The following is a 23,515-nucleotide window of genomic DNA, read 5'->3' on the forward strand; positions in this document are numbered from 1 at the left end:
ACGCATGCGGAAGGGGATGCACACCGACACGGAGCGCTGCGTGCGCGCCGTCCGCTCCAAGGACGCGCGGTTCGACGGCTGGTTCTTCACCGCGGTCCTGACCACCGGGATCTACTGCCGGCCCAGCTGCCCGGTGGTGCCGCCGAAGCCGGAGAACATGGTGTTCCACCCGAGCGCGGCGGCCTGCCAGCAGGCCGGCTTCCGGGCCTGCAAGCGCTGCCGGCCCGACACCACCCCCGGCTCCCCGGAATGGAACTGGCGCGCCGACCTGGTGGCCCGCGCCATGCGGCTGATCGCCGACGGCGTCGTGGACCGCGAAGGCGTGCCCGGCCTCGCCGCCCGGCTCGGCTACAGCACCCGGCAGATCGAACGCCAGCTGCTCGCCGAGCTGGGCGCGGGCCCCCTCGCGCTCGCCCGCGCCCAGCGCGCCCGGACCGCCCGGCTGCTCATCGAGACGACGACCCTGCCGATGGCGCGGATCGCCTTCGCCGCCGGCTTCTCCTCCATCCGCGCCTTCAACGACACCGTGCGCGAGGTCTTCGCCCTCACCCCGAGCGAGCTGCGCGCCCGGGCGCCGCGGACCGGCCCCGGCAACACCCCGGGCGCCCTGACCCTGCGCCTGCCCTTCCGCGCCCCCCTCAACCCCGACAACCTCTTCGGCCACCTCGCCGCGACCGCCGTGCCCGGCGTGGAGGAGTGGCGCGACGGCGCCTACCGGCGCACGCTCCGGCTGCCGTACGGCCACGGCATCGTGGCGCTCGCCCCGCGTCCCGACCACATCGCCTGCCGCCTCACCCTCGGCGACCTGCGCGACCTGACCGTCGCCATCAGCCGCTGCCGCCGCCTGCTCGACCTGGACGCCGACCCGGTCGCCATCGACGACCAGCTGCGCGCCGACCCGGTCCTGGCGCCGCTGGTCGACAAGGCGCCCGGGCGGCGCGTCCCGCGCACGGTGGACGAGGCGGAGTTCGCCGTGCGGGCCGTGCTCGGCCAGCAGGTCTCCACCGCCGCCGCCCGCACCCACGCGGCCCGCCTGGTCACCGCGCACGGCGAACCGGTGGACGACCCCGAAGGCGGCCTCACCCACCTCTTCCCGGCCCCCGAGGCGCTCGCGGAACTCGACCCGGAGACCCTGGCGATGCCCCGGACCCGCCGCACCACGTTCACCACCCTGGTCCGCCGGCTCGCCGACGGCGACCTCCGCCTCGGCGTGGAGAGCGACTGGCCGCGCACCCGCGCCCAGCTCCTCGACCTGCCCGGCTTCGGCCCGTGGACGGCCGACGTCATCGCCATGCGCGCCCTCGGCGACCCCGACGCCTTCCTCCCCACCGACCTCGGCGTCCGCCGTGCCGCCCGGGACCTCGGCCTGCCGTCCACGCCCGCGGCGCTCACCGCACGCGCGGCGGCCTGGCGCCCCTGGCGCGCCTACGCGGTCCAGTACCTGTGGGCGACCGACAGCCACCCGATCAACTTCCTTCCGGTATAGGGACGTTCCATGAAGCAGCACACCGTGACCGACAGCCCCTACGGCCCCCTCACCCTCGTCGCCGACGACGGCGTCCTGTGCGGCCTCTACATGACCGGCCAGCGCCACCGCCCGCCGGAGGAGAGCTTCGGGCCCCGCGACGACACCCTCTTCGCGGAGGCGGAGGAGCAGCTGAAGGCGTACTTCGCGGGCGAGCTGAAGGAGTTCACCCTCGAACTGCGCCTGACCGGAACCCCGTTCCAGCGCCGCGTCTGGCAGGAACTGCGCCGCATCCCCTACGGCGAGACCCGCACCTACGGCGAACTCGCCGCCGCCCTCGGCAGCCCCGCCGCCTCCCGCGCGGTCGGCCTCGCCAACGGCCGCAACCCCGTCGGCATCATCGTCCCCTGCCACCGCGTCATCGGCGCGAACGGCAGCCTCACCGGCTACGGCGGCGGCCTGGACCGCAAACGCCTGCTGCTGGACTTCGAACGGGGGGCGGGTCTCTTCTAGCCGCCCGTCTCCCGGAGGCGGGTCAGCAGAGCGGGCAGGGCGGCGCCGATGGGCTCCCGGATCACTTCGTCGGCACGGTCGTCGTACGGGGTCGGCTCGGCGTTGACGACGATCAGCCGGGCGCCGTGGTCGGCGGCGACGCCGGCGAGACCGGCCGCCGGATGCACCTGGAGGCTCGTGCCGACGGCGACGAAGACCTCACAGGCCTTGCTGACCGCGGCCGCCTCGCCCAGGACGACCGGGTCGAGACGCTCGCCGAACATCACGGTCGCCGGCTTCAGGATCCCGCCGCACTCCCGGCACGGCGGATCGTCCTCACCGGCCTCGATCCGCGCGAGCGCCTCCTCCATCGGACCGCGCGCGTGGCACCGGGTGCACACGAAGCTGCGCGCCGTGCCGTGCAGTTCGAGCACCTTGCGGGCGGGCATCCCGGCCTGCTGGTGCAGTCCGTCCACGTTCTGCGTGATCACCCGTACCGGCACCCCCGACCGCTCCAGCTCGGCCACCGCCCGGTGCGCGGCGTTGGGCTCGGGGCGCAGCGCGTGGTTCTCCAGCCGCATCCGCCACGACCGGCGGCGGATCTCCGGATCGCCCATGTAGTACTCGTACGTGACGAGCTTCTCGGCGTCCGGGTCCCGCCGCCACAGCCCGTTCGGCCCGCGGTAGTCGGGGATGCCGGAGTCGGTGGAGACGCCTGCACCGCTGAGGAGGGCGACAAGGGGCTTGGCCATGCCGCCGAGGGTAGGACGCGGGCCCGGGGCCGGGCGAACGGATATGCGCCGCCGCGAGGAGGAACGGCGCGTGCGGCGCTCAGCGCACCCGGTGGCCGTTCTCCAGCTCCGCCGTGCCCGAGCCGTCCGCCAGGACGTCCAGGCCCGCCAGGACCCGGCGGCCGAGGGCGCCCGGCAGGTACTCGGTCAGCTCCTCGCGCGGCACCAGCCGCCAGGACAGCAGCTCCTCCTCCTGGAGGCGGATCGACTTCAGCTCGTCCTCGGTGAGGACCCCGCCGTCGTACAGGTACGCCACCAGCGGCGGGCGGCCCGTCCCGTGCACCCAGTCCACCGCGAGCAGCCGGCCGAGCCGCCGGTCCAGGCCGATCTCCTCGGCCGTCTCGCGGCGCGCGCCCTGCCGCGGGGTCTCGCCGTCGTCGGACTCGATCGTGCCGCCCGGCAGCGCCCAGCCCTCCCGGTAGTTGGGTTCGACGAGCAGCACCCGGCCCGCGGCGTCCCGGAACAGCGCGGCGGCGCCGGCGAGGACCCGGGGCAGCCCCGCGATGTACGTGGCGAAGTCTGGCGTGGTGGTCATCGGGAAAGGGTAACCAGCCCCCGGACCCCGCGGTCAGTCCCCGGCCCGGGCCAGCCGCAGGGTCCGGTGCGCCAGTTCGCTGATCGTGACGCCGTCGAAGCCGAACACCGCGCTGCGGACGGTGTCCTCCAGCGGGTCCTTCCACTGCGGCGGGATGGCCGCCGCCCCGGTCAGCACGCCCGCCACCGAGCCCGCCGTCGCGCCGTTGGAGTCGGTGTCCAGGCCGCCGCGCACGGTCAGCGCGATGGTGCGGGTGAAGTCGCCGTCGCCGTACAGCAGCCCGGCGGTGAGGACGGCGGCGTTCGGCACGGTGTGGATCCAGCCGAGCCCGGCGGTCTCCTCGGACAGCGTCGTCAGCGTGTCCTCCCAGGACATGCGGGTCTCGTGCAGCGAGACCACCCGCCGTACGGTGCGGGCGAGGCGGCTGCTCGCCGGGATCACCGCCAGCGCCTGCTCGACGGCCTCCCGCACGGTGCCGGCGGTGAACGCCGCCGAGATCAGCGCCGCCGCCCACATCGCGCCGTACACGCCGTTGCCGGTGTGCGACAGCACCGCGTCCTTGCGGGCCAGCAGGGCGGCGCGGCGCGGGTCGCCCGGACGGGTCCAGCCGTGGATGTCGGCGCGGATCAGGGCGCCGATCCACTCCTGGTACGGGTTGTCGTAGGTGGCGGTCAGGGGCGGCTTCAGACCGTTGGCGAGGTTCCGGTACGCCGCCCGCTCCGCCGTGAACGTCTGCAGGTACGGCAGCCGCAGCAGCCACAGGTCGCCCACCTGCTCGGTGGTGAAGCCGAAGCCGCACCGCTCCAGCAGGTCCAGGCCGAGGATCGCGTAGTCCACGTCGTCGTCGCGGCAGCTGCCGTGGATGCGGCCGCGCACGCAGGAGCGCCACTCGGGGCGCAGATCCCGGCCGTCGCGCTCGCTGGCCGGCTCGGGCAGGTAGTCGGTGAGCGGCAGCGCGGCGGCCTGCCGCAGGTAGCGGTCGATGCGGTCGCGCGTCCACACCTCGCCGTGCTCGACCGGCTTGCCGAGCATGTTGCCCGAGATCCGGCCCAGCCAGCCTCCGAGGACGCGGTCGGCGAGTTCCTGCTCGGTGCCCACAGTGGTCATGGCTGACACGTACCCGTTTCCGCCGGTGCGCACAGGGCGTTCCCGGCCCGGTCCGCGGACTGGTCAGGGGCATGACGGCGCGGGCGTCCTCCGGTTAAGGTCACAGCGGCGCGACTGGCCTTGACATGCGCGAGGCCCACAGAGCGAGGGGAAGGCAAGTGGCGGACGTTGCTGCAGTGAGCGGCACCCGGCGGGTGCTCGTCGCCGCGGACAAGTTCAAGGGGTCGCTGACGGCCGTCGAGGTCGCCGGGCGGGTGACGGCCGGGCTGCGCCGGGTCGTGCCGGACCTCGCGGTCGAGGCGCTGCCCGTGGCCGACGGCGGCGACGGGACGGTGGCCGCGGCGCTCGCGGCCGGCTTCGAACGGCGGGAGGTGCGGGTCGCCGGGCCCCTCGGCGACGAGGTGACGGCGGCGTTCGCGCTGCGCGACGGCACCGCGGTCGTGGAGATGGCGGAGGCGAGCGGGCTGCAGCGGCTGCCCGCCGGGGTCTTCGCCCCGCTGACGGCGTCGACGTACGGCTCCGGCGAGCTGCTGCGGGCCGCGCTGGACGCGGGCGCGCGCACGATCGTGTTCGGCGTCGGCGGCAGCGCCACCACGGACGGCGGCGCCGGGATGCTGTCCGCGCTGGGGGCGCGCTTCCTGGACGCGGACGGGGAACCGGTGACGCCGGGCGGCGGAGGCCTCGCCGCCCTGGCCGCGGCCGACCTGTCGGGTCTCGATCCGCGGCTGGCCTCCGTCGAGCTGGTGCTCGCCAGCGACGTCGACAACCCGCTGACCGGCCCCAAGGGGGCGCCCGCCGTCTACGGCCCGCAGAAGGGGGCCTCGCCGGACGACGTGGAGACGCTGGACGCGGCGCTCGCGCACTACGCGAAGGTGCTGGAGGAGGCCGCCGGCCCGCGGGCCGCCGAGTACGCCGCCGCGCCGGGCGCGGGCGCGGCGGGCGGCATCGGCTACGGCGCCCTGCTCCTGGGCGCCCGCTTCCGCCCCGGCATCGAGGTCATGCTGGACGTCCTGGGCTTCGCGCCCGCGCTGGACCGGGCGGACCTGGTGATCACCGGCGAGGGATCGCTGGACGAGCAGACCCTGCACGGCAAGGCCCCGGCCGGCGTCGCCGCGGCCGCCCGCGCGGCGGGCAAGGAGGTCGTCGCGGTGTGCGGACGGCTGGCCCTGCCGCCCGAGGCCCTGGAGCGGGCCGGCATCCGCCGGGCGTACCCGCTGACGGAACTCGAACCGGACGTGGCCCGGTGCATCGCCGACGCCGGCCCGATCCTGGAGCGGGCCGCGGAACGCATCGCCCGGGACTTCCTGACCGCCTGACGGACACGCCACGGCCCGCGGGCGCGCCGTGCGGCGGGGGGAGGAGCCTGGATGGAGAGGAGCCGCCGGGCGTCACCCGGCCGGGGTACGGCGGCGGCCGCCCTGTGCGCCGGACCGCCGGCGGGATGCGCCGGTGACGCGCCGGACGTCCGGTGCACCGTCGCCTCCGATCCCGTCCGCCGGGACCGCGTCCGGGCGTCCCTGTCCCCGTGCCGGATCGACGGGGAGCCGGCACGGGCCGGCGCGCGCCTGGCCAACGACGCGGCGGGCCCGCCCACGCGGTGGTGCGGGTGAGGTTCGAGGACGCCGACGGCGATCTCCTCGACCTGGACGCGCCGGGCGGTGCCTGCGCCCGGGGGAGGCCGGCACCGCGGGCCTCCGCGGCGCTTTTCGGGCGCGGCCGAGGTGCGGCTGCGGGCGGAGCACCCGGCGCGCGCGAAGGGGCCGGACACCGGCTGACGGGCGTGCGCACGAGGGCAAAGACACCGAGGGTCCCGAGCCGGAACGGCTCGGGACCCTCGGTGGGCGTCGGGGCGCTACGGCAGCTGCGCCGCCCGCGCCTCACGACGGTTGTCGCGGAAGTTGTTCACCCGGCGGGCCGTGGCGAACAGCGGGATCACCGCGCCCATGACCAGCTGCAGCGCACAGCCGGTCTGCAGGAGCAGCTGGCCGCTCGGGGCGTCGAAGGCCCAGCCGGCCAGGAGGCCCATCGACAGGACGATCCAGGACAGCATCGCCACCGCGAGCCGGCCCCGCGGCTTGGGGTACTCCACCCGGCTCACCATCAGCCAGGCCGTGCCGAGGATCGCCAGCAGGGTTGCGACGAAGGGCAGCTCCAGCAGGACGATGGAGACCACCGTCAGCGCGCCGAACGGGCTCGGCATGCCCTGGAACGTGCCGTCCTTGACCGTGACGCAGGAGAACCTCGCGAGCCGCAGCACCACCGCCAGCAGCACCACGATCGCGCCGACCGCCGCCACCCGCTGGTGCGCGTCGTCCGCGACCATGCCGTACACCAGGACGAAGTACGCCGGGGCCAGGCCGAAGCTGATCAGGTCGGAGAGGTTGTCCAGCTCGGCGCCCATGGGCGAGCTGCGCAGCTTGCGCGCCACCAGGCCGTCGAACAGGTCGAACACCGCCGCGCACAGCATCAGGATGACCGCGGTGGCCGCGCTGTGGCGGGCCATGCCGGTCTCCTGGCTGCCGGTGAGGTGCGGGATCAGGATGCCGGTGGTGGTGAAGTACACCGCCATGAAGCCGCAGGTGGCGTTGCCGAGGGTGAGGGTGTCCGCTATCGACAGGCGCAGCGAGAGGGGCATCTCCTCCTCGTCGTCGGCCTCGTCGGCCTCGGGCACCCAGCCCGTCTGCGTCCCGGGATCAGTCACGGTCAAGGCGAGTCACCCCAGCCACGGTCTTCTGACCGACCTCGACCGCGACCTCCACGCCCTCGGGGAGATAGAGGTCGACGCGCGAGCCGAAGCGGATCAGACCGATCCGCTCGCCCTGCTCGACCTTGGTGCCCTGCGGCACGTACGGGACGATGCGGCGGGCCACCGCGCCGGCGATCTGGATCATCTCGATGTCGCCGAGCTCGGTGTCGAAGTGCCACACGACCCGCTCGTTGTTCTCGCTCTCCTTGTTGAAAGCGGGAACGAAACCGCCGGGGATGTGCTCGACCGACGTCACCGTGCCGGCCAGCGGCGCGCGGTTGACGTGGACGTTGAGCGGGCTCATGAAGATCGCGACGCGGGTGCGCCCGTCCTTCCACGGCATGATGCTCTGCACCACGCCGTCGGCGGGTGAGATGACCCGGCCCTGGGCGATCTCGCGCTCGGGGTCGCGGAAGAACCACAGCATCCCCGCCGCGAGCGCGGTGGCGGGGACGGCGACGGCCTTGGCGGTGCCGGAGCGGCGTGCGCGCAGCAGGCTGACGGCCGCGGTGGCGACGGTCGGGAGGAGCCACGGCGATGCTCCGCGCGCAAGGCGTACGCCGGCCAGGCTGTCGCGTGGTGCAGAGGTTTGGCTGTGGGGCATGGATGACCTTCGTAGCGGATGATGCCGCGCTTCGACGGGGGACGGCGGCTTTTCGGCGATCGTAGCGGCTCCGGGCTGCAACTGGGTAAGGCGGGAAGCCGAGTCGGCGGTCGAAGAGCGCTGACGGGGTGTGATCTTGTTCTCCAAAAAAACACCCCGTATCCGGACTTCTAGCCCTGGTGTCGATACTCTTCGAGCAGCCTGCGGCCAATGATCATTTTCTGGATCTCGGCGGTTCCTTCGCCGATGAGCAGCATCGGGGCCTCGCGGTAGAGGCGCTCGATCTCGTACTCCTTGGAGAAGCCGTAGCCGCCGTGGATCCGGAAGGCGTCCTCCACGACCTCCTTGCAGTACTCGGAGGCGAGGTACTTCGCCATCCCTGCTTCAAGGTCGTTTCGTTCCCCGGAGTCCTTTTTGCGTGCCGCGTTCACCATCATCGCATGCGCGGCCTCCACCTTGGTAGCCATCTCCGCGAGCTTGAACTGGACGGCCTGGTGCTGGGCGATCGGCTTGCCGAAGGTGTGCCGCTGCTGGGCGTACCGGATCCCCAGCTCGAAGGCGCGCCGGGCGACGCCGCAGCCACGCGCCGCCACGTTGACGCGGCCCACCTCCACGCCGTCCATCATTTGGTAAAAACCTCGGCCGGTGACGCCACCGAGCACCCGATCGGCCGGAACGCGCAGCCCGTCCATGATGAGCTCGGTGGTGTCGACCCCCTTGTAGCCCATCTTCTCGATCTTGCCGGGGATGGTCAGACCGGGGCGGACCTCGCCGAATCCGGGCTCCTTCTCGACCAGGAAGGTCGTCATCGACCGGTGGGGCGGCGCGCCCTCGGGGTGACCCTCGTCACTGCGGACGAGCACGGCCACCAGGGAGGACGTGCCGCCGTTGGTGAGCCACATCTTCTGGCCGGTCAGGACGTACGCGTCGCCGTCCCTGACCGCCTTGGAGGTGATCGCCGACACGTCCGAGCCCAGGCCCGGCTCCGACATCGAGAAGGCGCCGCGGACCTCGCCGGCCGCCATCCGCGGCAGGAAGTGGTCCTTCTGCTCCCGGGTGCCGTGCTGCTTGAGCATGTGCGCCACGATGAAGTGCGTGTTGATGATGCCGGACACCGACATCCAGCCGCGGGCGATCTCCTCCACGCACAGGGCGTACGTCAGCAGCGACTCGCCCAGACCCCCGTACTCCTCGGGGATCGTCAGGCCGAACAGGCCCAGCTCCTTCAGGCCGTCGACGATCGCTTGCGGGTACTCGTCGCGGTGCTCCAGCTCGGTCGCGACCGGGATGATCTCCTTGTCCACGAAGTCCCGGACGGTGGAGAGGATCTCCTGCTGGACGTCCGTGAGGCCGTGGGTCTGGGCGAGTCGGGCCATGCCTACTTCTCCTGCTCCGTGAGCTCGGGACCGGCGTCGCCCCGCGGGGGCGTCGTGCGGGGGAGGGGGGAGACGGGCGGGCGGCCCGGCTGCTCGCCACCGCGCTCCTTGACGTACGCCTCGGTCGGCACCATCACCTTGCGGCGGAAGGTGCACACCAGCGTGCCGTCCTGCTTGTAGCCCCTGGTCTCGACGTGGACGATGCCGCGGTCGCTCTTCGACTTCGACGGCCACTTGTCGAGCACGGTCGTCTCGCCGTAGACCGTGTCGCCGTGGAAGGTCGGCGCCACGTGCTTCAGCGACTCGATCTCCAGGTTGGCGATCGCCTTGCCGGAGACGTCCGGCACGGACATGCCGAGCAGGAGGGAGTAGACGTAGTTCCCGACCACGACGTTCCGGCCGAAGTCCGTCGTCCGCTCGGCGTAGTTGCTGTCCAGGTGGAGGGGGTGGTGGTTCATGGTGAGCAGGCAGAACAGGTGGTCGTCGTACTCCGTGACCGTCTTGCCCGGCCAGTGCTTGTACACCGCCCCGACCTCGAACTCCTCGTAGGTGCGTCCGAACTGCATCGCGCTCAGGCCTCCGGGATCTCGAACGTGCTGGTGCGCCGCATGCCGGCGGCGCGGCCCTTGCCCGCGACGACCAGGGCCATCTTCCGGCTGGCCTCGTCGATCATCTCGTCGCCGAGCATCGCGGAGCCCTTCTTGCCGCCCGCCTCGGACGTGTAGTACGCGTACGCGTCCAGGATCAGCTCGGCGTGGTCGTAGTCCTCCTGGGAGGGCGAGAACACCTCGTTGGCCGCGTCCACCTGGCCGGGGTGCAGCACCCACTTGCCGTCGAAGCCGAGCGCGGCGGCGCGGCCGGCGACCTCGCGGAAGCCGTCGACGTTGCGGATCTGCAGGTAGGGGCCGTCGATCGCCTGGAGGTCGTTGGCGCGGGCGGCCATCAGGATCTTCATCAGGATGTAGTGGTAGGCGTCCGCCGGGTAGCCGGGCGGCTGCTCGCCCACCACCAGCGACTTCATGTTGATCGACGCCATGAAGTCGGCCGGGCCGAAGATGATCGTCTCGAGGCGGGGGGAGGCCTGGGCGATCTCGTTGACGTTGTTCAGGCCCCGGGCGTTCTCGATCTGCGCCTCGATGCCGATCCGGCCGACCTCGAAGCCCATGGTCTTCTCGATCTGGGTGAGCAGGAGGTCGAGGGCGACGACCTGCTCGGCGCTCTGCACCTTCGGCAGCATGACGCAGTCCAGGTTCGGGCCGGCGCCCTCGACGACCGTGACGACGTCCCGGTACGTCCACTCGGTCGTCCAGTCGTTGACCCGCACGACCCGCGTCTTGCCCGTCCAGTCGCCCTCGTTGAGGAACTTCACGACGGTGTGCCGCGCCTCGGGCTTGGCCAGCGGCGCGCACGCGTCCTCCAGGTCGAGGAAGACCTGGTCGGCCGGGAGGCCCTGCGCCTTCTCCAGGAAGCGGGGGTTCGAGCCCGGCACGGCCAGGCAGGAACGCCGGGGGCGGAGGCGGTCGAAGGAGCCGCCGGCGGGAGGGGCGGCGGGCGACGGGTGGGCGGTCATGCGGGGACCTCCAGGGGGTCGAGCTTGTTCGCTTTGCGGATCTCGTCGACGATGCGGCCGATGATTCCGGTGATGTCGAAGTCCTTCGGGGTGAAGACCGCGGCCACTCCGGCGGCCCGCAGCTGTTCGGCGTCACCGCTGGGGATGATGCCACCGGCGATCACCGGTATATCAGTGGCACCGGCCACACCCAGTCGCTCCAGCACGTCCGGGACCAGCCGGGCGTGCGAGCCGGAGAGGACGGACAGGCCCACCGCGTGCACGTCCTCGGCCAGGGCCGCGTCCACGATCTGCTCGGGGGTCAGCCGGATGCCCTGGTAGACCACCTCGAAGCCCGCGTCCCGCGCCCGGACGGCGATCTGCTCGGCTCCGTTGGAATGCCCGTCCAGGCCCGGCTTGCCGACCAGGAAGCGCAGCTTGCCCACCCCGAGGTCGCGGGCCGTCAGCTCCACCTTGCGGCGCACCTCGGCCAGCCTGGAGCCGGCCTCGGCGGCCACGGCCACCGGCGCCGACGACACGCCCGTCGGGGCGCGGAACTCGCCGAACACCTCGCGCAGGGCCCCGGCCCACTCGCCGGTCGTGACGCCGGCGCGGGCGCACTCCAAGGTGGCCTCCATCAGGTTCTCGGTGCCCCGCGCGGCCTCCTTCAGCCGCTCCAGCGCCTTGCAGGGGCGCGGGTGGTTGAACGGCGGCTGGTAGCGGGTGTCCCGCCAGTGCCGGAGCGAGGCGACCACCCGCGCCTCGACCGCCGGGTCGACCGTCTGGATCGCGGTGTCCAGATCGGCCGTCAGCGGGTTCGGCTCGGTCGACTCGAAGACGTTGACGCCGACGATCTTCTCCTGGCCGGACTCGATCCGGGCCCGCCGCTCGGCGTGCGAGGCGACCAGCTGCGCCTTGAGGTAGCCGGACTCGACGGCGGCCAGCGCGCCGCCCATCTCCTGGATGCGGCCGATCTCCGCGGACGCGGCCTCGACCAGCTCGTCCACCTTCGCCTCGATCACCTTCGAGCCCTCGAAGATGTCGTCGTACTCCAGCAGGTCGCTCTCGTACGCCAGCACCTGCTGGATGCGCAGCGACCACTGCTGGTCCCAGGGGCGGGGCAGGCCCAGGGCCTCGTTCCAGGCGGGGAGCTGCACGGCGCGGGCGCGTGCGTCCTTGGAGAGGGTGACGGCCAGCATCTCCAGGACGATCCGCTGGACGTTGTTCTCCGGTTGGGCCTCCGTCAGGCCGAGGGAGTTCACCTGGACGCCGTAGCGGAAGCGGCGGTGCCGGGGGTCCTCGATGCCGTACCGCTCGCGCGTGATCCGGTCCCAGATGCGGCCGAAGGCGCGCATCTTGCACATCTCCTCGATGAAACGGACGCCCGCGTTCACGAAGAAGGAGATGCGGCCCACGACGTCGCCCATGCGCTCCTGCGGCACCTGTCCGCTGTCGCGCACCGCGTCGAGGACGGCGATCGCGGTGGACATCGCGTACGCGATCTCCTGGACCGGCGTGGCCCCGGCCTCCTGCAGGTGGTAACTGCAGATGTTGATCGGGTTCCACTTCGGGATGCGGGAGACCGTGTACGCGATCATGTCCGTCGTCAGGCGGAGGGAGGGCCCCGGCGGGAACACGTGGGTCCCCCGGGACAGGTACTCCTTGACGATGTCGTTCTGGGTCGTGCCCTGGAGCTTGGTGATGTCCGCGCCCTGCTCCTCCGCGACGACCTGGTAGAGCGCCAGCAGCCACATGGCGGTGGCGTTGATGGTCATCGAGGTGTTCGTCCGCTCCAGGGGGATGTCCCGGAACAGCCGGCGCATGTCACCCAGGTGCGCGATCGGCACCCCGACCCGGCCCACCTCGCCGCGGGCGAGGACGTGGTCGGGGTCGTACCCGGTCTGCGTCGGCAGGTCGAACGCCACCGACAGGCCCGTCTGGCCCTTGGCGAGGTTGCGCCGGTACAGCTCGTTGGACTCCTCGGCCGTGGAGTGGCCGGCGTAGGTGCGCATGAGCCACGGCCGGTCCTTCTGACGCTCACTCATGTGCCACCTCAGACGTTCCGGAAGCGGTTGATGGCGTCGAGGTGCTTGGCGCGCGTCTCCTCGTCGCACACGCCCAGGCCCTCCTCGGGGGCGAGGCACAGCACGCCGACCTTGCCCTGGTGGGCGTTGCGGTGGACGTCGTGGGCGGCCTGGCCGGTCTCCTCCAGGGGGTACACCTTCGACAGCGTCGGGTGGATCCTGCCCTTGGCGATGAGGCGGTTGGCCTCGTAGGCCTCGCGGTAGTTGGCGAAGTGCGAGCCGATGATCCGCTTCAGCGACATCCACAGGTAGCGGTTGTCGTACTGGTGCATGTAGCCGGAGGTGGAGGCGCAGGTGACGATGGTGCCGCCCTTCCGCGTCACGTAGACGCTCGCGCCGAAGGTCTCGCGGCCGGGGTGCTCGAAGACGATGTCGACGTCCTCGCCGCCGGTGAGCTCGCGGATGCGCTTGCCGAAGCGCTTCCACTCCTTGGGGTCCTGGGTGTGCTCGTCCTTCCAGAACCGGTAGTCCTCGGCGGTCCGGTCGATGATCAGCTCGGCGCCCATCCTCCGGCAGATCTCCGCCTTCTGCGGCGAGGAGATGACGCAGATGGGCGTCGCCCCGCCGGCCAGCGCGAACTGCGTGGCGTAGCTACCGAGGCCGCCGGAGGCGCCCCAGATCAGGACGTTGTCGCCCTGCTTCATCGCCGCGCCGTTGCGGGAGACCAGCTGCCGGTAGGCGGTGGAGTTGACCAGGCCCGGGGCGGCGGCCTCCTCCCAGGTGAGGTGCTTCGGCTTGGGCATGAGCTGGTTGGTCTTCACCAGCGCGATCTCGGCCAGGCCGCCGAAGTTGGTCTCGAAGCCCCAGATGCGCTGCTCGGGGTCGAGCATCGTGTCGTCGTGGCCGTCCGGGGACTCCAGTTCGACGCTCAGGCAGTGGGCGACGACCTCGTCACCCGGCCGCCAGGCGTTGACGCCCGGGCCGGTGCGCAGGACGACGCCGGCGAGGTCGGAGCCGATGATGTGGTACGGCAGGTCGTGCCGCCTGGTCAGCGGCGAGAGCTTGCCGTAGCGCTCCAGGAAGGCGAAGGTCGGCACCGGCTCGAAGATCGAGGTCCACACCGAGTTGTAGTTGACGGAGGAGGCCATGACGGCCACCAGGGCCTCGCCCGGGCCGAGCTCGGGCACGGGGACCTCGTCCAGGTGGATCGACTTGCGCGGGTCCTTGTCGCGGGTGTCCAGGCCCGCGAACATCTCCGTCTCGTCCTTGTGCACGGTGATCGCGCGGTACGACTCGGGGAGCGGCAGATGGGCGAAGTCGGCCGAGGTGGAGTCGGGCGACTGGATCGCGGCGAGGATGTCCTTCACGGTCACGTGGTGCCTCCGGCGATGAGCGCCCTGAGGGAGGGGCGCTGAAGGGTACGTCGGTGCTGCTGAGTGAGGGAGGTGTGCCGTCGGTTCGGCGGTGGTGCTGAGGGGTGGGTGTGCCGTCGGTTCGGCGGTGGTGCTGGATCGGCAGCGCTGGGTGGCGCGGGAGGGTGCCTGTGACGCAGGCGTCCGGAACGCGCGGGCCTCGGCCTGCGGGGACGATCGCCCGGACCTCTTCAACGTATGACACCGCGTGTCAGCTGACAAGGCACTGAGTGCCAGAACTTGCTCTCAGATGAAATCTTTACGTAACAGATGAGCGATGATCGATCGAACGGGGCCTCGGAGCGATGGAAAGCGACCCCAGACATGCCGAAACGGCCACCCGGCGGGGTGGCCGTCGTCACAGGGGCGAAGGGGAGTTCAGCGCTCCTTGAGGGCCTGCTCGATGGTCCTCATGACCTCGTCCAGCGGGGCGTCCGTGCGGGCCACGGCCACCAGCACCTCGCCCCGGGCGGAGGCCGACGCCGCCGGCGGCTTCGGGGCCGCGGCGCGGCCCGCCATGATCCCCGTGCCGAACGTCTTCCGGACGATCGCGAAGGCGTGGTCCAGCTGGGCCTCCACGTCGCCCTGGCCGTCCGCCCGCAGCCAGCGCCGCAGCACGTGGTTGTGGGCGGTGACCACGGCGGACGCGGCGACCTCGGCCAGCAGCGGGTCGTCGTTGGCGTCGTCGGCGTGCGCGTGCTCGTCGAAGTGGCCGAGCAGATAGCGGGTGAAGAGGCGTTCGTAGCGGGCCACCGAGGCGATCTCCGCCTCGCGCAGGGCGGGCACCTCGCGGGTGAGCTTGTAGCGGGCGACCGAGATCTCCGGCCGGGCCGCGTACATCTTCATGACTTCCTTGATGCCGCGGCACACCGTGTCGAGCGGATGCTCGTGCGCGGGCGCGGCGTTGAGCACCGCCTCGGCGCGGACCAGGGTGTCGTCGTGGTCCGGGAAGATCGCCTCCTCCTTGGAGCGGAAGTGGCGGAAGAAGGTGCGGCGGGCGACCCCGGCCGCGGCCGCGATCTCGTCGACGGTGGTCGCCTCGTACCCCTTGGTCGCGAACAGCTCCATGGCCGCGGCCGCCAGTTCCCGGCGCATTTTCAGCCGTTGGGCGGCGGCACGACTGCCCGCGGCGCTCTCCGGCGCGTCGGGCGCGGCTGGTGTACGTGAGGACTTGGCGGGCTGGGACATGCCCCGAACGTACTGCATGTGCGCAGCTCGATGTGCATGGCCGGGGTCTCCCCCGCCCCGGGAGGGCGGGGGAGGAGCCGCGGGGTCGAGCAGTCCGCCCCAGTCCTCGCCGGTGCGGAACCAGTCACCGGGACGTTCAGCGCTTGGCATGTTCGCGGAAGCCGCGGCCCGTCTTGCGGCCGAGGCAGCCCGCGGCCACCAGGTGCTCCAGCAGCGGCGCGGGGGCCAGCCCCGGATCGCGGAACTCGCGGTGCAGGGCCTTCTCGATGGCGAGCGAGACATCGAGCCCGACGACGTCCAGCAGTTCGAACGGGCCCATCGGGTAGCCGCCGCCCAGCTTCATCGCCGCGTCGATGTCGTCGAGGGACGCGTAGTGCTCCTGCACCATCTTGATCGCGTTGTTGAGATACGGGAACAGCAGGGCGTTGACGATGAAGCCCGCCCGGTCCCCGCAGTCGACGGCGTGCTTCCCGATCCCGTCGCAGACCGCGCGGACCGTCGCGTGGACGTCGTCGGCCGTCAGCACCGTGCGGACGACCTCGACCAGCTTCATCGCCGGCGCCGGGTTGAAGAAGTGCATGCCGATCACGTCCTGCGGACGCGAGGTGGCGCGGGCGCAGGCGACCACGGGCAGCGACGAGGTGGTGGTGGCCAGGACCGCGCCGGGCCGGCAGACCTTGTCCAGCGTGGCGAACAGCTGCCGCTTGACCTCCAGGTCCTCCGCGACCGCCTCCACGGCCAGGTCGACGCCGGCGAGGTCGTCGTAGGTGCCCGTCGGCGTGATCCGGTCCAGGGCCTGCGCGGCGGCCCCGGCGGCCAGCCGGCCCCTGTCGGCCGAGCGGGCCAGCGACGCGCCGATCCGGGCCTTGGCGGCCGCGGCCTTCTCCGCGCCGCGGGCGGCCAGGACGACCTCGTACCCGGCCCTGGCGAAGACCTCGGCGATACCGCGGGCCATGGTGCCGGAGCCGGCGACGCCGACCGAGCGGACGGGACGGCCGGGGGCGGGGGCGGCGTCCTTCGGCGGGGTCAGCGCGTCCGGCACGACGGTGCCGCTGCCCGGCGCCTCGTACGTGTAGAAGCCGCGGCCCGCCTTGCGGCCCGTCAGGCCCGCCGCGCCGAGCTGCCCGAGGATCGGGGCGGGGGCGTGCAGGCGGTCGCGGGAGGCGGCGTACATGGCCTCCAGGACCGTGCGCGCGGTGTCGATGCCGATCAGGTCCAGCAGGGCGAGCGGGCCCATGGGCAGACCGCAGCCGAGCCGCATCGCGGCGTCGATGTCCTCGCGGGAGGCGTACCTCGCCTCGTACATCGCGGCCGCCCGGTTGAGGTAGCCGAACAGCAGGCCGTCGGCGACGAAGCCGGGCCGGTCGCCGACCGGGACGGGCTCCTTGCCCAGGTCGAGGGCGAGATCGGTGACCGCGGTGACGGCCGCCGGCGCGGTCAGCACGGAGGAGACGATCTCGACCAGCTTCATGGCCGGCGCCGGGTTGAAGAAGTGCAGGCCGAGCACGCGCTCGGGCCGGGCCGAGTCGGCGGCCAGCCGTGTGACGGACAGGGCGTTGGTGCCGGTCGCCAGGATCGTCCGGGGCCGCACGATCCCGTCCAGTTCGCGGAAGATCTGCTGCTTGATCTCGTACGACTCCGGAGCCACCTCGATGACGAGGTCGGCGTCGGCCGCGGCGCGCAGGTCGGTGGCGGTGCGCACCCGGGCGAGGGCGTCCGCGCGCTCCCGCTCGGTCAGGCGTCCGCGCGCGACGGCGCGGGCGGTGGCGGACTCCAGGGCGGCGACGCACTTCGCGGCCTGGGTCTCGCTGACGTCGATGCCGACGACGTCGCGGCCGGCCCGGGCCAGGACCTCGGCGATGCCGGTGCCCATGGTGCCGAGGCCGACCACGGCGACGGTCTGCAACGGGGACAGAGGGGTGTCGGAGAGGGGAGTGGCCATCACGGGACTCCAGGAATGAGGGTGACGACGGGAAACGCGACCGGGTGCGCCGGGAGGGCGCACCGGGTGCGGGCTCGATGCGGGTGTCGGCCGGGCTGCGAGCGCACACGCCCGGTGCCGTCGCCGGGGCGCGCACGCGCCCGGAGAACGGCGGATCCGGCCGGCCCTGTCCCCAGGCCGGCCGTACTGCGGTACTCGAGGCACCGAACCGACTGCTCCCGCGGCGGCCGCGTCACCAGACCGCTGCGGGGAAGACGCGAGTGGGTAACTCGCTCGTCTGAGCTTAACTTGCGGGTAACGAGCGCGCCAGTCCCCGTCCGTGCGGGTCTTCGGCGGGTGCGTCCCGGGCGGCGCACGGCGCGCCTAGTCTCTTCAGTCATGGACGAAGAGCTGCGATCGCTCACGGAGCGCTTACGGGTGGAGTCGGGTGCGCCGGCGGCGTACGACCGTCTGGTGGCGACCGGGGACCTCGACGAGCTGGCGGCGGTGCTCACCGAGCCCGGGCGGCCGCTGTGGGCCAGGGAACTGGCCGCGTTCCGGCTCGGCCTCGCGGGCGACCGGCGCGCCTTCGAGTCCCTCGTCCTGCTCCTCAACCACCGTGACCCGCCGCGCTGCGCCTCCGCCGCCTACGCCCTCGCCCGTCTCGGCGACCCGCGCACGGCCCGCGCGGCCGCCGCCCTGGCCACCAACGAACTGCGCGTCGCCTACGCCCTGCACCCGGTCCGGCTCCTGGTGGAACTGCGGGCTCCGGAAGCCGTTCCCGCGCTGATCACCACCCTGCGGCGCCGGCTGCGTCCCCACGACCCGTACCGCCGCGTGGCCCTCGCCTGCGTGGAAGGCCTGGGAACCCTGGCCGACGCCCGCGCCGTACCCGTGCTGAACGAGGCCCTGGCGCACCCGGCCCTCGCCGAGGCGGCGGTGCGGGCGCTGGCGCGGATCCCGAAGCAGCGGTGAGGCGCCACCGCGCGCGCGACACCACCGGTCGGGCGGGCACCACCGCGAACGCCTCGATCTCCATCAGGAACCCGGGGCGGACCAGCGAGGCGACCTGGACCGCCGAGGCGGCCGGCAGGCGGTCGTCGGGTATGCGCACGGCGTGGACCGCGGGCAGGTGGGCCCTGTCCGTGACGAAGCAGGTGAGCTTGACGACGTCGTCGAAGGTCGCTCCGGCGGCGGCCGCGCGTTCTCCCGCGGAGTCCTCCCGGGACGGAGTGGCTCACGGCCCGCGCCGCGTCGTCCCGGAGAGCACCCCCGGAAGAACGTATTCCGCTCATGCTCGGCCCGACCGGGCCGCCGCATGTCTCCCGATGCTCTCGACGTGCCCTCGAAGGGGCGTGAGCCGGGTCGGTCCGGTCGCGGTGGGCTCGGGAGCCGCGGGCCCGGCCGGCTCCGGCCGCAGGCTCTGCCGCGGCGGCTCCGCGCAGGCGGGACCGATGCCGTACTCCCGGGCCAGTTCGTGGACCTGACGGGTGATCCGGCGCTGGTACCACTTCGGGGCGTAGGCGCCCTGCGCGTACAGCCGCTCGTACCGGCGCACCAGGTGCGGATGGCGCCGTCCGAGCCAGGCCGTGAACCACTCGCGGGCGCCGGGCCGCAGGTGCAGCACCAGCGGTGTCACGGACGTGGCGCCGGCCGCCGCGACCGCCCGTACGGTGGCCCGCAGTTGGGCCGGACGGTCGCTCAGGAACGGGAGCACCGGGGCCATCAGCACCCCGCAGCCGATGCCGTGCTCGCTCAGCGTCCGGACGACCTCCAGGCGGCGCTCCGGAGCGGGCGTGCCCGGCTCGACCGCGCGCCACAGGTCCGCGTCGGTGAAGCCGACCGAGACCGAGAGGCCGACCTCCGTCACCCGCGCCGCCCGCTTCAGCAGTTCCAGGTCGCGCAGGATCAGCGTGCCCTTCGTCAGGATCGAGAAGGGGTTCGCGTGCTCGGCGAGAGCGCCGATGAGGCCCGGCATCAGCCGGTAACGGCCCTCGGCGCGCTGGTAGCAGTCGACGTCGGTGCCCATCGCGATGTGCTCGCCCGGCCAGTGAGGGGAGGCGAGCCGGCGGCGCAGCAGTTCGGGCGCGTTCACCTTGACCACGATCTGGGTGTCGAAGCCGAGCCCGGTGTCGAGGTCCAGGTAGCGGTGGGACTTGCGGGCGAAGCAGTACACGCACGCGTGCGTGCAGCCCCGGTAGGGGTTGACCGTCCACTCGAAGGGCAGGCGGGAGGCTCCCGGTACCCGGTTGACGATCGAGCGGGCCCGGACCTCGTGGAAGGTGATCCCGCGGAACCCCGGCGCGTCGAAGGTGCGGGTGGTCACCGAATCCGCGCCGAACAGCGCGGCATCGGCCGCCCGGTCGCGGCCGGACCCGACGGCGAGGTTCTCCCAGCGCATGACGCCTCCTCGGTAGCAGTGGCCAGAGAATAGAACATTTGTTCCACTGATCGTGTGAGGGTGTTTCCGATCGGGTTCGGTCACCCCGATTTGGGCGGCCGGGGAGCGGGGTGGTTGGCTTGCCCCGACCCCGAGAACCCAGGTCCTGGAGGAATGCGATGGCGCAGGTCGAGGCCACTACGGAGCGGATCGTCGCGGCGGACGCGGAGACGGTGTTCGACGCCCTCGCCGACTACAGCGGCACGCGCGCGAGGCTGCTGCCCGAGCAGTTCAGCGAGTACGAGGTCCGCGAGGGCGGCGACGGCGAAGGCACCCTCGTCCACTGGAGGCTCCAGGCCACCAGCAAGCGCGTCCGCGACTGTCTGCTGGAGGTGACCGAGCCGACCGACGGCGAACTCGTCGAGAAGGACCGCAACTCCTCCATGGTCACCACCTGGCGGGTCACTCCGGCCGGTGAGGGCAGGTCGCGGGTCGTCGTCACCACCACCTGGCAGGGCGCCGGCGGCATCGGCGGCTTCTTCGAGAGGACCTTCGCGCCCAAGGGGCTCGGCCGGATCTACGACGCGGTGCTCGCCCGGCTCGCCGCCGAGGTGGAGAAGTAGCCGAGTCGGAGGAGTGACCGAGGCGGAGGAGCGGCAGCCGCCTCGTGACGCGGACGTCCGCAGGGCGTCCGCCCCTCCCGCCGCCGGTCACCCGCCGGTCGCCGCCGTCCCCCGGGACCGGCGGCGGACGCGCCGGGCGCGAGCCGCGGCCGGGGCACCACGACCGAACCGCACGCCCGCGCGCGGGCGTGCGCCGGCGCAATTCCGTACCACCTATTCCCGTGTTCGGCGCGCGTCGTGACCGGCTCCGGACGTAACGTGGTGACGGCACGGATCTTGCCGAGCCGTGGGAGAGAGGGCCTTGCGCCATGGAGCGTGGCACCGAGCGGGACACACCTTCCGGCGCCGGGAACGGCGCGGGAGCGGCACCGGCCACGGCCGGCCGGGTCCCGCTGGCGGCGGTCGTGGCGGACCGCGACGGGCTGGTGTCCCACTGGAGCGGGGGCGCACGCCGGCTGTTCGGCGTTCCCGAGGAGGAGGCGGTCGGCCGCGCGGCGGTCGATCTGCTGCCCGTCTTGGGAGCGCTCCCCGAGGAGGACGACGCCGCCGCGTACGGGGCGTACCGCGGGCCCGGCCCCTCCCCCGGCGCAGGGCCGCCCCACCCGGCCGCCGGCCGCGCCCGCCTCACCGTGCCCGGGCAGGGCCGAGCCGACGTGCTGTGGTGGGGCTACCCGCTGCCGCTCACCGGGCCGGAGCGGCTGCTCGTGCTGGCCGCGGACGCGGACCTGCTGCGCCGGGCCGCCCCGGGCGAGGACCTGGCCTTCGAGCGCGTCGCGCCCGGATTCGCGCCGCACACCGACTTCCCCGGCGCCGACGGACTCGCCCGCGAGCTCCCCGAGGTCCTGCCCGGCCTGGGCGCCGACGGCAGCGCCCGCATCGCCGCGCAGGTCCTCGAACTGGGCTGCCCGGTCCTGGAATGCGGCCGGAACGACCGGGTGCCCGTCATCCCCGACTGGGGCGTGCCCCGGCGGGCCGAGCAGCGGGCCCGGCGCTCCGGGACGCGGAACCGGCGCTGACCGACGCCGTCCCCCCGCCTCCTCGGGCCGCGCCCGCCCGGCCCGGCACCGCCGGCGGGGCCCGTCCCGTACGGGGCTGGACCGGTGAGAGTTGTCCACAGGCCTGGCCGGGATTCCGCGGGACCGCGTAGCGTGAGGCGGCATGAAGATCCTCATCAGTGCCGACATGGAGGGCGCCACGGGCGTGACCTGGCCGGCCGACGTGCTGCCGGGCACCCCGCAGTGGGAGCGGTGCCGGGCGATGTTCACGTCGGACGTCAACGCGGCCGTCCTCGGGTTCCTCGACGGCGGCGCCGACGAGGTACTGATCAACGAGGCCCACTGGACGATGCGCAACCTGCTCCTGGAGAAGCTGGACGACCGGGCGCAGCTGCTCACCGGCCGGCACAAGGCGCTGTCCATGGTGGAGGGCGTGCAGCACGGCGACGTGGACGGCGTCGCCTTCGTCGGCTACCACGCCGGCGCCGGCATGGAGGGCGTCCTCGCCCACACCTACCTCGCCAACTCCGTCACCGGGGTGTGGCTGAACGGCGTACGGGCCAGCGAGGGACTGCTCAACGCGCACGTGGCCGCCGAGTTCGGGGTGCCGGTGGTGCTGGTCACGGGGGACGACATCGCCTGCGAGGACGCGCTCGGCTACGCCCCCGAGGCGCTGAAGGTCGCGGTCAAGGACCATGTGTCGCGGTACGCGGCCGTGTGCCGCACGCCGGCCAGGACCGCCGCCGCGATCCGGGCGGCGGCCGAGGAGGCGGCCGCGCTGGCGGTGCGCCGGGAACCGGTGCGCGGCGGACCGTTCACGGTCGCCGTGGAGTTCGACGCGGAGCACCTGGCGATGGCCGCGACCGTCGTGCCGGGCGTGGACCGCGTCGGCGAACGGAAGGCGGCGTACACCAGCGGCACCATGTACGAGGGCATCCGCACCTTCAAGGCGGTCACCACGATCGTCGCGGCCGCGGTGGAGGAGCAGTATGGCTGACCAGCTGGACGAGCGGGCCCTGGACGAGGTCGTGCGGTTCACCTCCGACCTCATCCGGATCGACACCACCAACCGCGGCGGCGGCGACTGCCGGGAGCGGCCGGCCGCCGAGTACGCCGCCGCGCGGCTCGCGGAGGCCGGGCTGGAGCCGGTGCTGCTGGAGCGGACCCGGGGCCGGACCAACGTCGTCGCCCGGATCGAGGGCGCCGACCCGGCGGCGGACGCGCTGCTGGTGCACGGTCACCTGGACGTGGTGCCCGCCCAGGCCGCGGAGTGGAGCGTGCACCCGTTCTCCGGGGAGATCCGCGACGGCGTCGTCTGGGGGCGGGGCGCGGTCGACATGAAGAACATGGACGCGATGATCCTCGCCGTGGTGCGCGCCTGGGCCAGGCTGGGCGTACGGCCGCGGCGGGACGTGGTGATCGCGTTCACCGCGGACGAGGAGGCCAGCGCCGAGGACGGCGCGGGCTTCCTCGCCGACCGGCACGCCGCGCTGTTCGAGGGCTGCACCGAGGGCGTCGGCGAGTCGGGCGCGTTCACCTTCCACGACGGCAGCGGCCGGCAGCTGTACCCGATCGCCGCGGGCGAGCGCGGCACCGCCTGGCTGAAGCTCACCGCGCGTGGCCGCGCCGGACACGGTTCCAAGATCAACCGGGAGAACGCGGTCACCCGCCTGGCCGCCGCCGTCACCCGGATCGGCGACCACCCGTGGCCGCTGCGCCTGACCCCCACGGTGCGCGCCGCGCTCACCGAACTCGCCGCCGTCTACGGCGTCGACCCCGACCTGACCGACGTCGACGCCCTGCTGGGCAAGCTCGGCCCGGCGGCGCGGCTCGTCGAGCCCACCGTCCGCAACAGCGCCACCCCGACCATGCTGGACGCCGGCTACAAGGTCAACGTGATCCCCGGGGAGGCCGTCGCCTACGTCGACGGGCGTTTCCTGCCCGGCGGCGAGGACGAGTTCCGCGCCACCCTGGACCGGCTCACCGGACCGGACGTGGAGTGGGAGTTCCACCACCGGGAGGTCGCTCTGCAGGCGCCGGTCGACTCGCCGACGTTCGCGCGGATGCGGGCCGCCGTCGAGGAGTTCGCCCCGGAGGGACACGTGGTGCCGTACTGCATGGCCGGCGGCACGGACGCCAAGCAGTTCTCCCGCCTCGGCATCACCGGCTACGGCTTCGCCCCGCTGAGGCTCCCGGAGGGCTTCGACCACCAGGCGCTCTTCCACGGGGTGGACGAACGCGTCCCCGTCGAGGCGCTGCGGTTCGGCGTCCGGGTCCTCGACCGCTTCCTGCGGACGGCCTGAGGGA

Annotated in this window: 20 protein-coding genes and 2 pseudogenes; 8 read left to right on the forward strand and 14 right to left on the reverse strand. The window is 73.1% G+C overall.

Features of this window, described 5'->3' with window-relative positions:
- Window positions 1-4 precede the first annotated feature (4 nt).
- Entirely contained in the window at window positions 5-1,486 is a 1,482-nt protein-coding gene (locus ACIBAI_RS15705) for an AlkA N-terminal domain-containing protein (protein ID WP_399034494.1), read from the forward strand.
- A 9-nt stretch (window positions 1,487-1,495) separates the two neighbouring features.
- The gene (locus ACIBAI_RS15710) at window positions 1,496-1,978 is read left to right on the forward strand and encodes a methylated-DNA--[protein]-cysteine S-methyltransferase (RefSeq protein WP_399034496.1); all 483 of its coding nucleotides are present in this window, start codon (window positions 1,496-1,498) and stop codon (window positions 1,976-1,978) included.
- Here the strand turns inward: ACIBAI_RS15710 and ACIBAI_RS15715 are convergent.
- From ACIBAI_RS15715 to ACIBAI_RS15725, 3 genes are all read right to left on the reverse strand, one after another.
- Window positions 1,975-2,709, reverse strand: a complete 735-nt coding sequence (locus ACIBAI_RS15715; RefSeq protein ID WP_399034498.1) for an SIR2 family NAD-dependent protein deacylase — start codon at window positions 2,707-2,709, stop codon at window positions 1,975-1,977. The genes ACIBAI_RS15710 and ACIBAI_RS15715 overlap by 4 nt on opposite strands.
- Before the next feature lie 79 nt (window positions 2,710-2,788).
- Window positions 2,789-3,283 (reverse strand): NUDIX hydrolase, encoded by a 495-nt coding sequence (locus tag ACIBAI_RS15720; RefSeq protein ID WP_344605241.1) that lies wholly within the window; start codon window positions 3,281-3,283, stop codon window positions 2,789-2,791.
- A gap of 33 nt (window positions 3,284-3,316) precedes the next feature.
- Entirely contained in the window at window positions 3,317-4,390 is a 1,074-nt protein-coding gene (locus ACIBAI_RS15725; protein ID WP_399034499.1) for an ADP-ribosylglycohydrolase family protein, read from the reverse strand.
- 176 nt (window positions 4,391-4,566) lie between these two features.
- On the opposite strand from ACIBAI_RS15725, the gene ACIBAI_RS15730 reads away from it, so the two are divergent.
- Window positions 4,567-5,706, forward strand: a complete 1,140-nt coding sequence (locus tag ACIBAI_RS15730; protein WP_399034501.1) for a glycerate kinase — start codon at window positions 4,567-4,569, stop codon at window positions 5,704-5,706.
- 536 nt (window positions 5,707-6,242) lie between these two features.
- Here ACIBAI_RS15730 and pssA read toward each other — a convergent pair.
- From pssA to ACIBAI_RS15775, 9 genes are all read right to left on the reverse strand, one after another.
- Complete coding sequence (gene pssA, locus ACIBAI_RS15735; RefSeq protein WP_399034738.1) at window positions 6,243-7,061, reverse strand: CDP-diacylglycerol--serine O-phosphatidyltransferase; 819 nt, start codon at window positions 7,059-7,061, stop codon at window positions 6,243-6,245.
- Between the two features lie 22 nt (window positions 7,062-7,083).
- Window positions 7,084-7,740 (reverse strand): phosphatidylserine decarboxylase, encoded by a 657-nt coding sequence (locus ACIBAI_RS15740; RefSeq protein ID WP_399034503.1) that lies wholly within the window; start codon window positions 7,738-7,740, stop codon window positions 7,084-7,086.
- 170 nt (window positions 7,741-7,910) lie between these two features.
- Window positions 7,911-9,116: an acyl-CoA dehydrogenase family protein gene (locus ACIBAI_RS15745; RefSeq protein WP_399034505.1), complete on the reverse strand. Its 1,206-nt coding sequence runs from the start codon at window positions 9,114-9,116 to the stop codon at window positions 7,911-7,913.
- Between the two features lie 2 nt (window positions 9,117-9,118).
- Window positions 9,119-9,682 carry a MaoC family dehydratase gene (locus ACIBAI_RS15750; RefSeq protein WP_399034507.1) on the reverse strand — a complete coding sequence of 188 codons (564 nt, stop codon included), beginning with the start codon at window positions 9,680-9,682 and terminating at the stop codon, window positions 9,119-9,121.
- Window positions 9,683-9,687: 5 nt separating this feature from the next.
- The gene (locus ACIBAI_RS15755; protein ID WP_399034509.1) at window positions 9,688-10,686 is read right to left on the reverse strand and encodes an HpcH/HpaI aldolase/citrate lyase family protein; all 999 of its coding nucleotides are present in this window, start codon (window positions 10,684-10,686) and stop codon (window positions 9,688-9,690) included.
- Window positions 10,683-12,710 (reverse strand): protein meaA, encoded by a 2,028-nt coding sequence (locus tag ACIBAI_RS15760; protein ID WP_399034511.1) that lies wholly within the window; start codon window positions 12,708-12,710, stop codon window positions 10,683-10,685. Before ACIBAI_RS15760 ends, ACIBAI_RS15755 begins: the two co-directional genes overlap by 4 nt.
- An 8-nt stretch (window positions 12,711-12,718) precedes the next feature.
- Window positions 12,719-14,056, reverse strand: coding sequence for a crotonyl-CoA carboxylase/reductase (gene ccrA / locus ACIBAI_RS15765; RefSeq protein WP_399034740.1), 1,338 nt, complete (start codon window positions 14,054-14,056; stop codon window positions 12,719-12,721).
- Between the two features lie 423 nt (window positions 14,057-14,479).
- Window positions 14,480-15,289, reverse strand: a complete 810-nt coding sequence (locus tag ACIBAI_RS15770; RefSeq protein WP_399034512.1) for a TetR family transcriptional regulator — start codon at window positions 15,287-15,289, stop codon at window positions 14,480-14,482.
- A gap of 136 nt (window positions 15,290-15,425) precedes the next feature.
- Window positions 15,426-17,231, reverse strand: coding sequence for a 3-hydroxyacyl-CoA dehydrogenase family protein (locus ACIBAI_RS15775; RefSeq protein ID WP_399034514.1), 1,806 nt, complete (start codon window positions 17,229-17,231; stop codon window positions 15,426-15,428).
- Window positions 17,232-17,609: 378 nt separating this feature from the next.
- Between ACIBAI_RS15775 and ACIBAI_RS15780 the strand changes: the two genes are divergently transcribed.
- The gene (locus ACIBAI_RS15780) at window positions 17,610-18,185 is read left to right on the forward strand and encodes an adenylosuccinate lyase (RefSeq protein ID WP_399034516.1); all 576 of its coding nucleotides are present in this window, start codon (window positions 17,610-17,612) and stop codon (window positions 18,183-18,185) included.
- A gap of 37 nt (window positions 18,186-18,222) precedes the next feature.
- On the opposite strand, the pseudogene ACIBAI_RS15785 reads toward ACIBAI_RS15780, so the two are convergent.
- Together ACIBAI_RS15785 and ACIBAI_RS15790 are read right to left on the reverse strand one after the other, a co-directional pair.
- Window positions 18,223-18,408, reverse strand: a pseudogene (locus ACIBAI_RS15785) (RidA family protein); the annotation flags it as partial.
- A gap of 93 nt (window positions 18,409-18,501) precedes the next feature.
- Complete coding sequence (locus tag ACIBAI_RS15790) at window positions 18,502-19,611, reverse strand: Rv2578c family radical SAM protein (protein ID WP_399034517.1); 1,110 nt, start codon at window positions 19,609-19,611, stop codon at window positions 18,502-18,504.
- Window positions 19,612-19,769: 158 nt separating this feature from the next.
- Here ACIBAI_RS15790 and ACIBAI_RS15795 point away from each other — a divergent pair, with 158 nt between their 5' ends.
- The 4 genes and pseudogenes from ACIBAI_RS15795 (at window position 19,770) to ACIBAI_RS15810 (ending at window position 23,511) form a co-directional block, all read left to right on the forward strand.
- Complete coding sequence (locus tag ACIBAI_RS15795; protein WP_399034519.1) at window positions 19,770-20,213, forward strand: SRPBCC family protein; 444 nt, start codon at window positions 19,770-19,772, stop codon at window positions 20,211-20,213.
- Between the two features lie 308 nt (window positions 20,214-20,521).
- Window positions 20,522-21,205: pseudogene (locus ACIBAI_RS15800) on the forward strand (PAS domain-containing protein); the annotation flags it as partial.
- A 166-nt stretch (window positions 21,206-21,371) separates the two neighbouring features.
- The gene (locus ACIBAI_RS15805) at window positions 21,372-22,205 is read left to right on the forward strand and encodes a M55 family metallopeptidase (RefSeq protein ID WP_399034520.1); all 834 of its coding nucleotides are present in this window, start codon (window positions 21,372-21,374) and stop codon (window positions 22,203-22,205) included.
- A complete protein-coding gene (locus tag ACIBAI_RS15810) occupies window positions 22,198-23,511 on the forward strand; it encodes a M20/M25/M40 family metallo-hydrolase (RefSeq protein ID WP_399034521.1) in 1,314 nt (437 codons plus the stop codon). Before ACIBAI_RS15805 ends, ACIBAI_RS15810 begins: the two co-directional genes overlap by 8 nt.
- The last annotated feature ends 4 nt before the right edge of the window (window positions 23,512-23,515 follow it).

Origin of the sequence: Streptomyces sp. NPDC051041, from assembly GCF_044456065.1 — a bacterium.
In the GTDB taxonomy this organism is placed as follows: Bacteria; Actinomycetota; Actinomycetes; order Streptomycetales; family Streptomycetaceae; genus Streptomyces; species Streptomyces glaucus.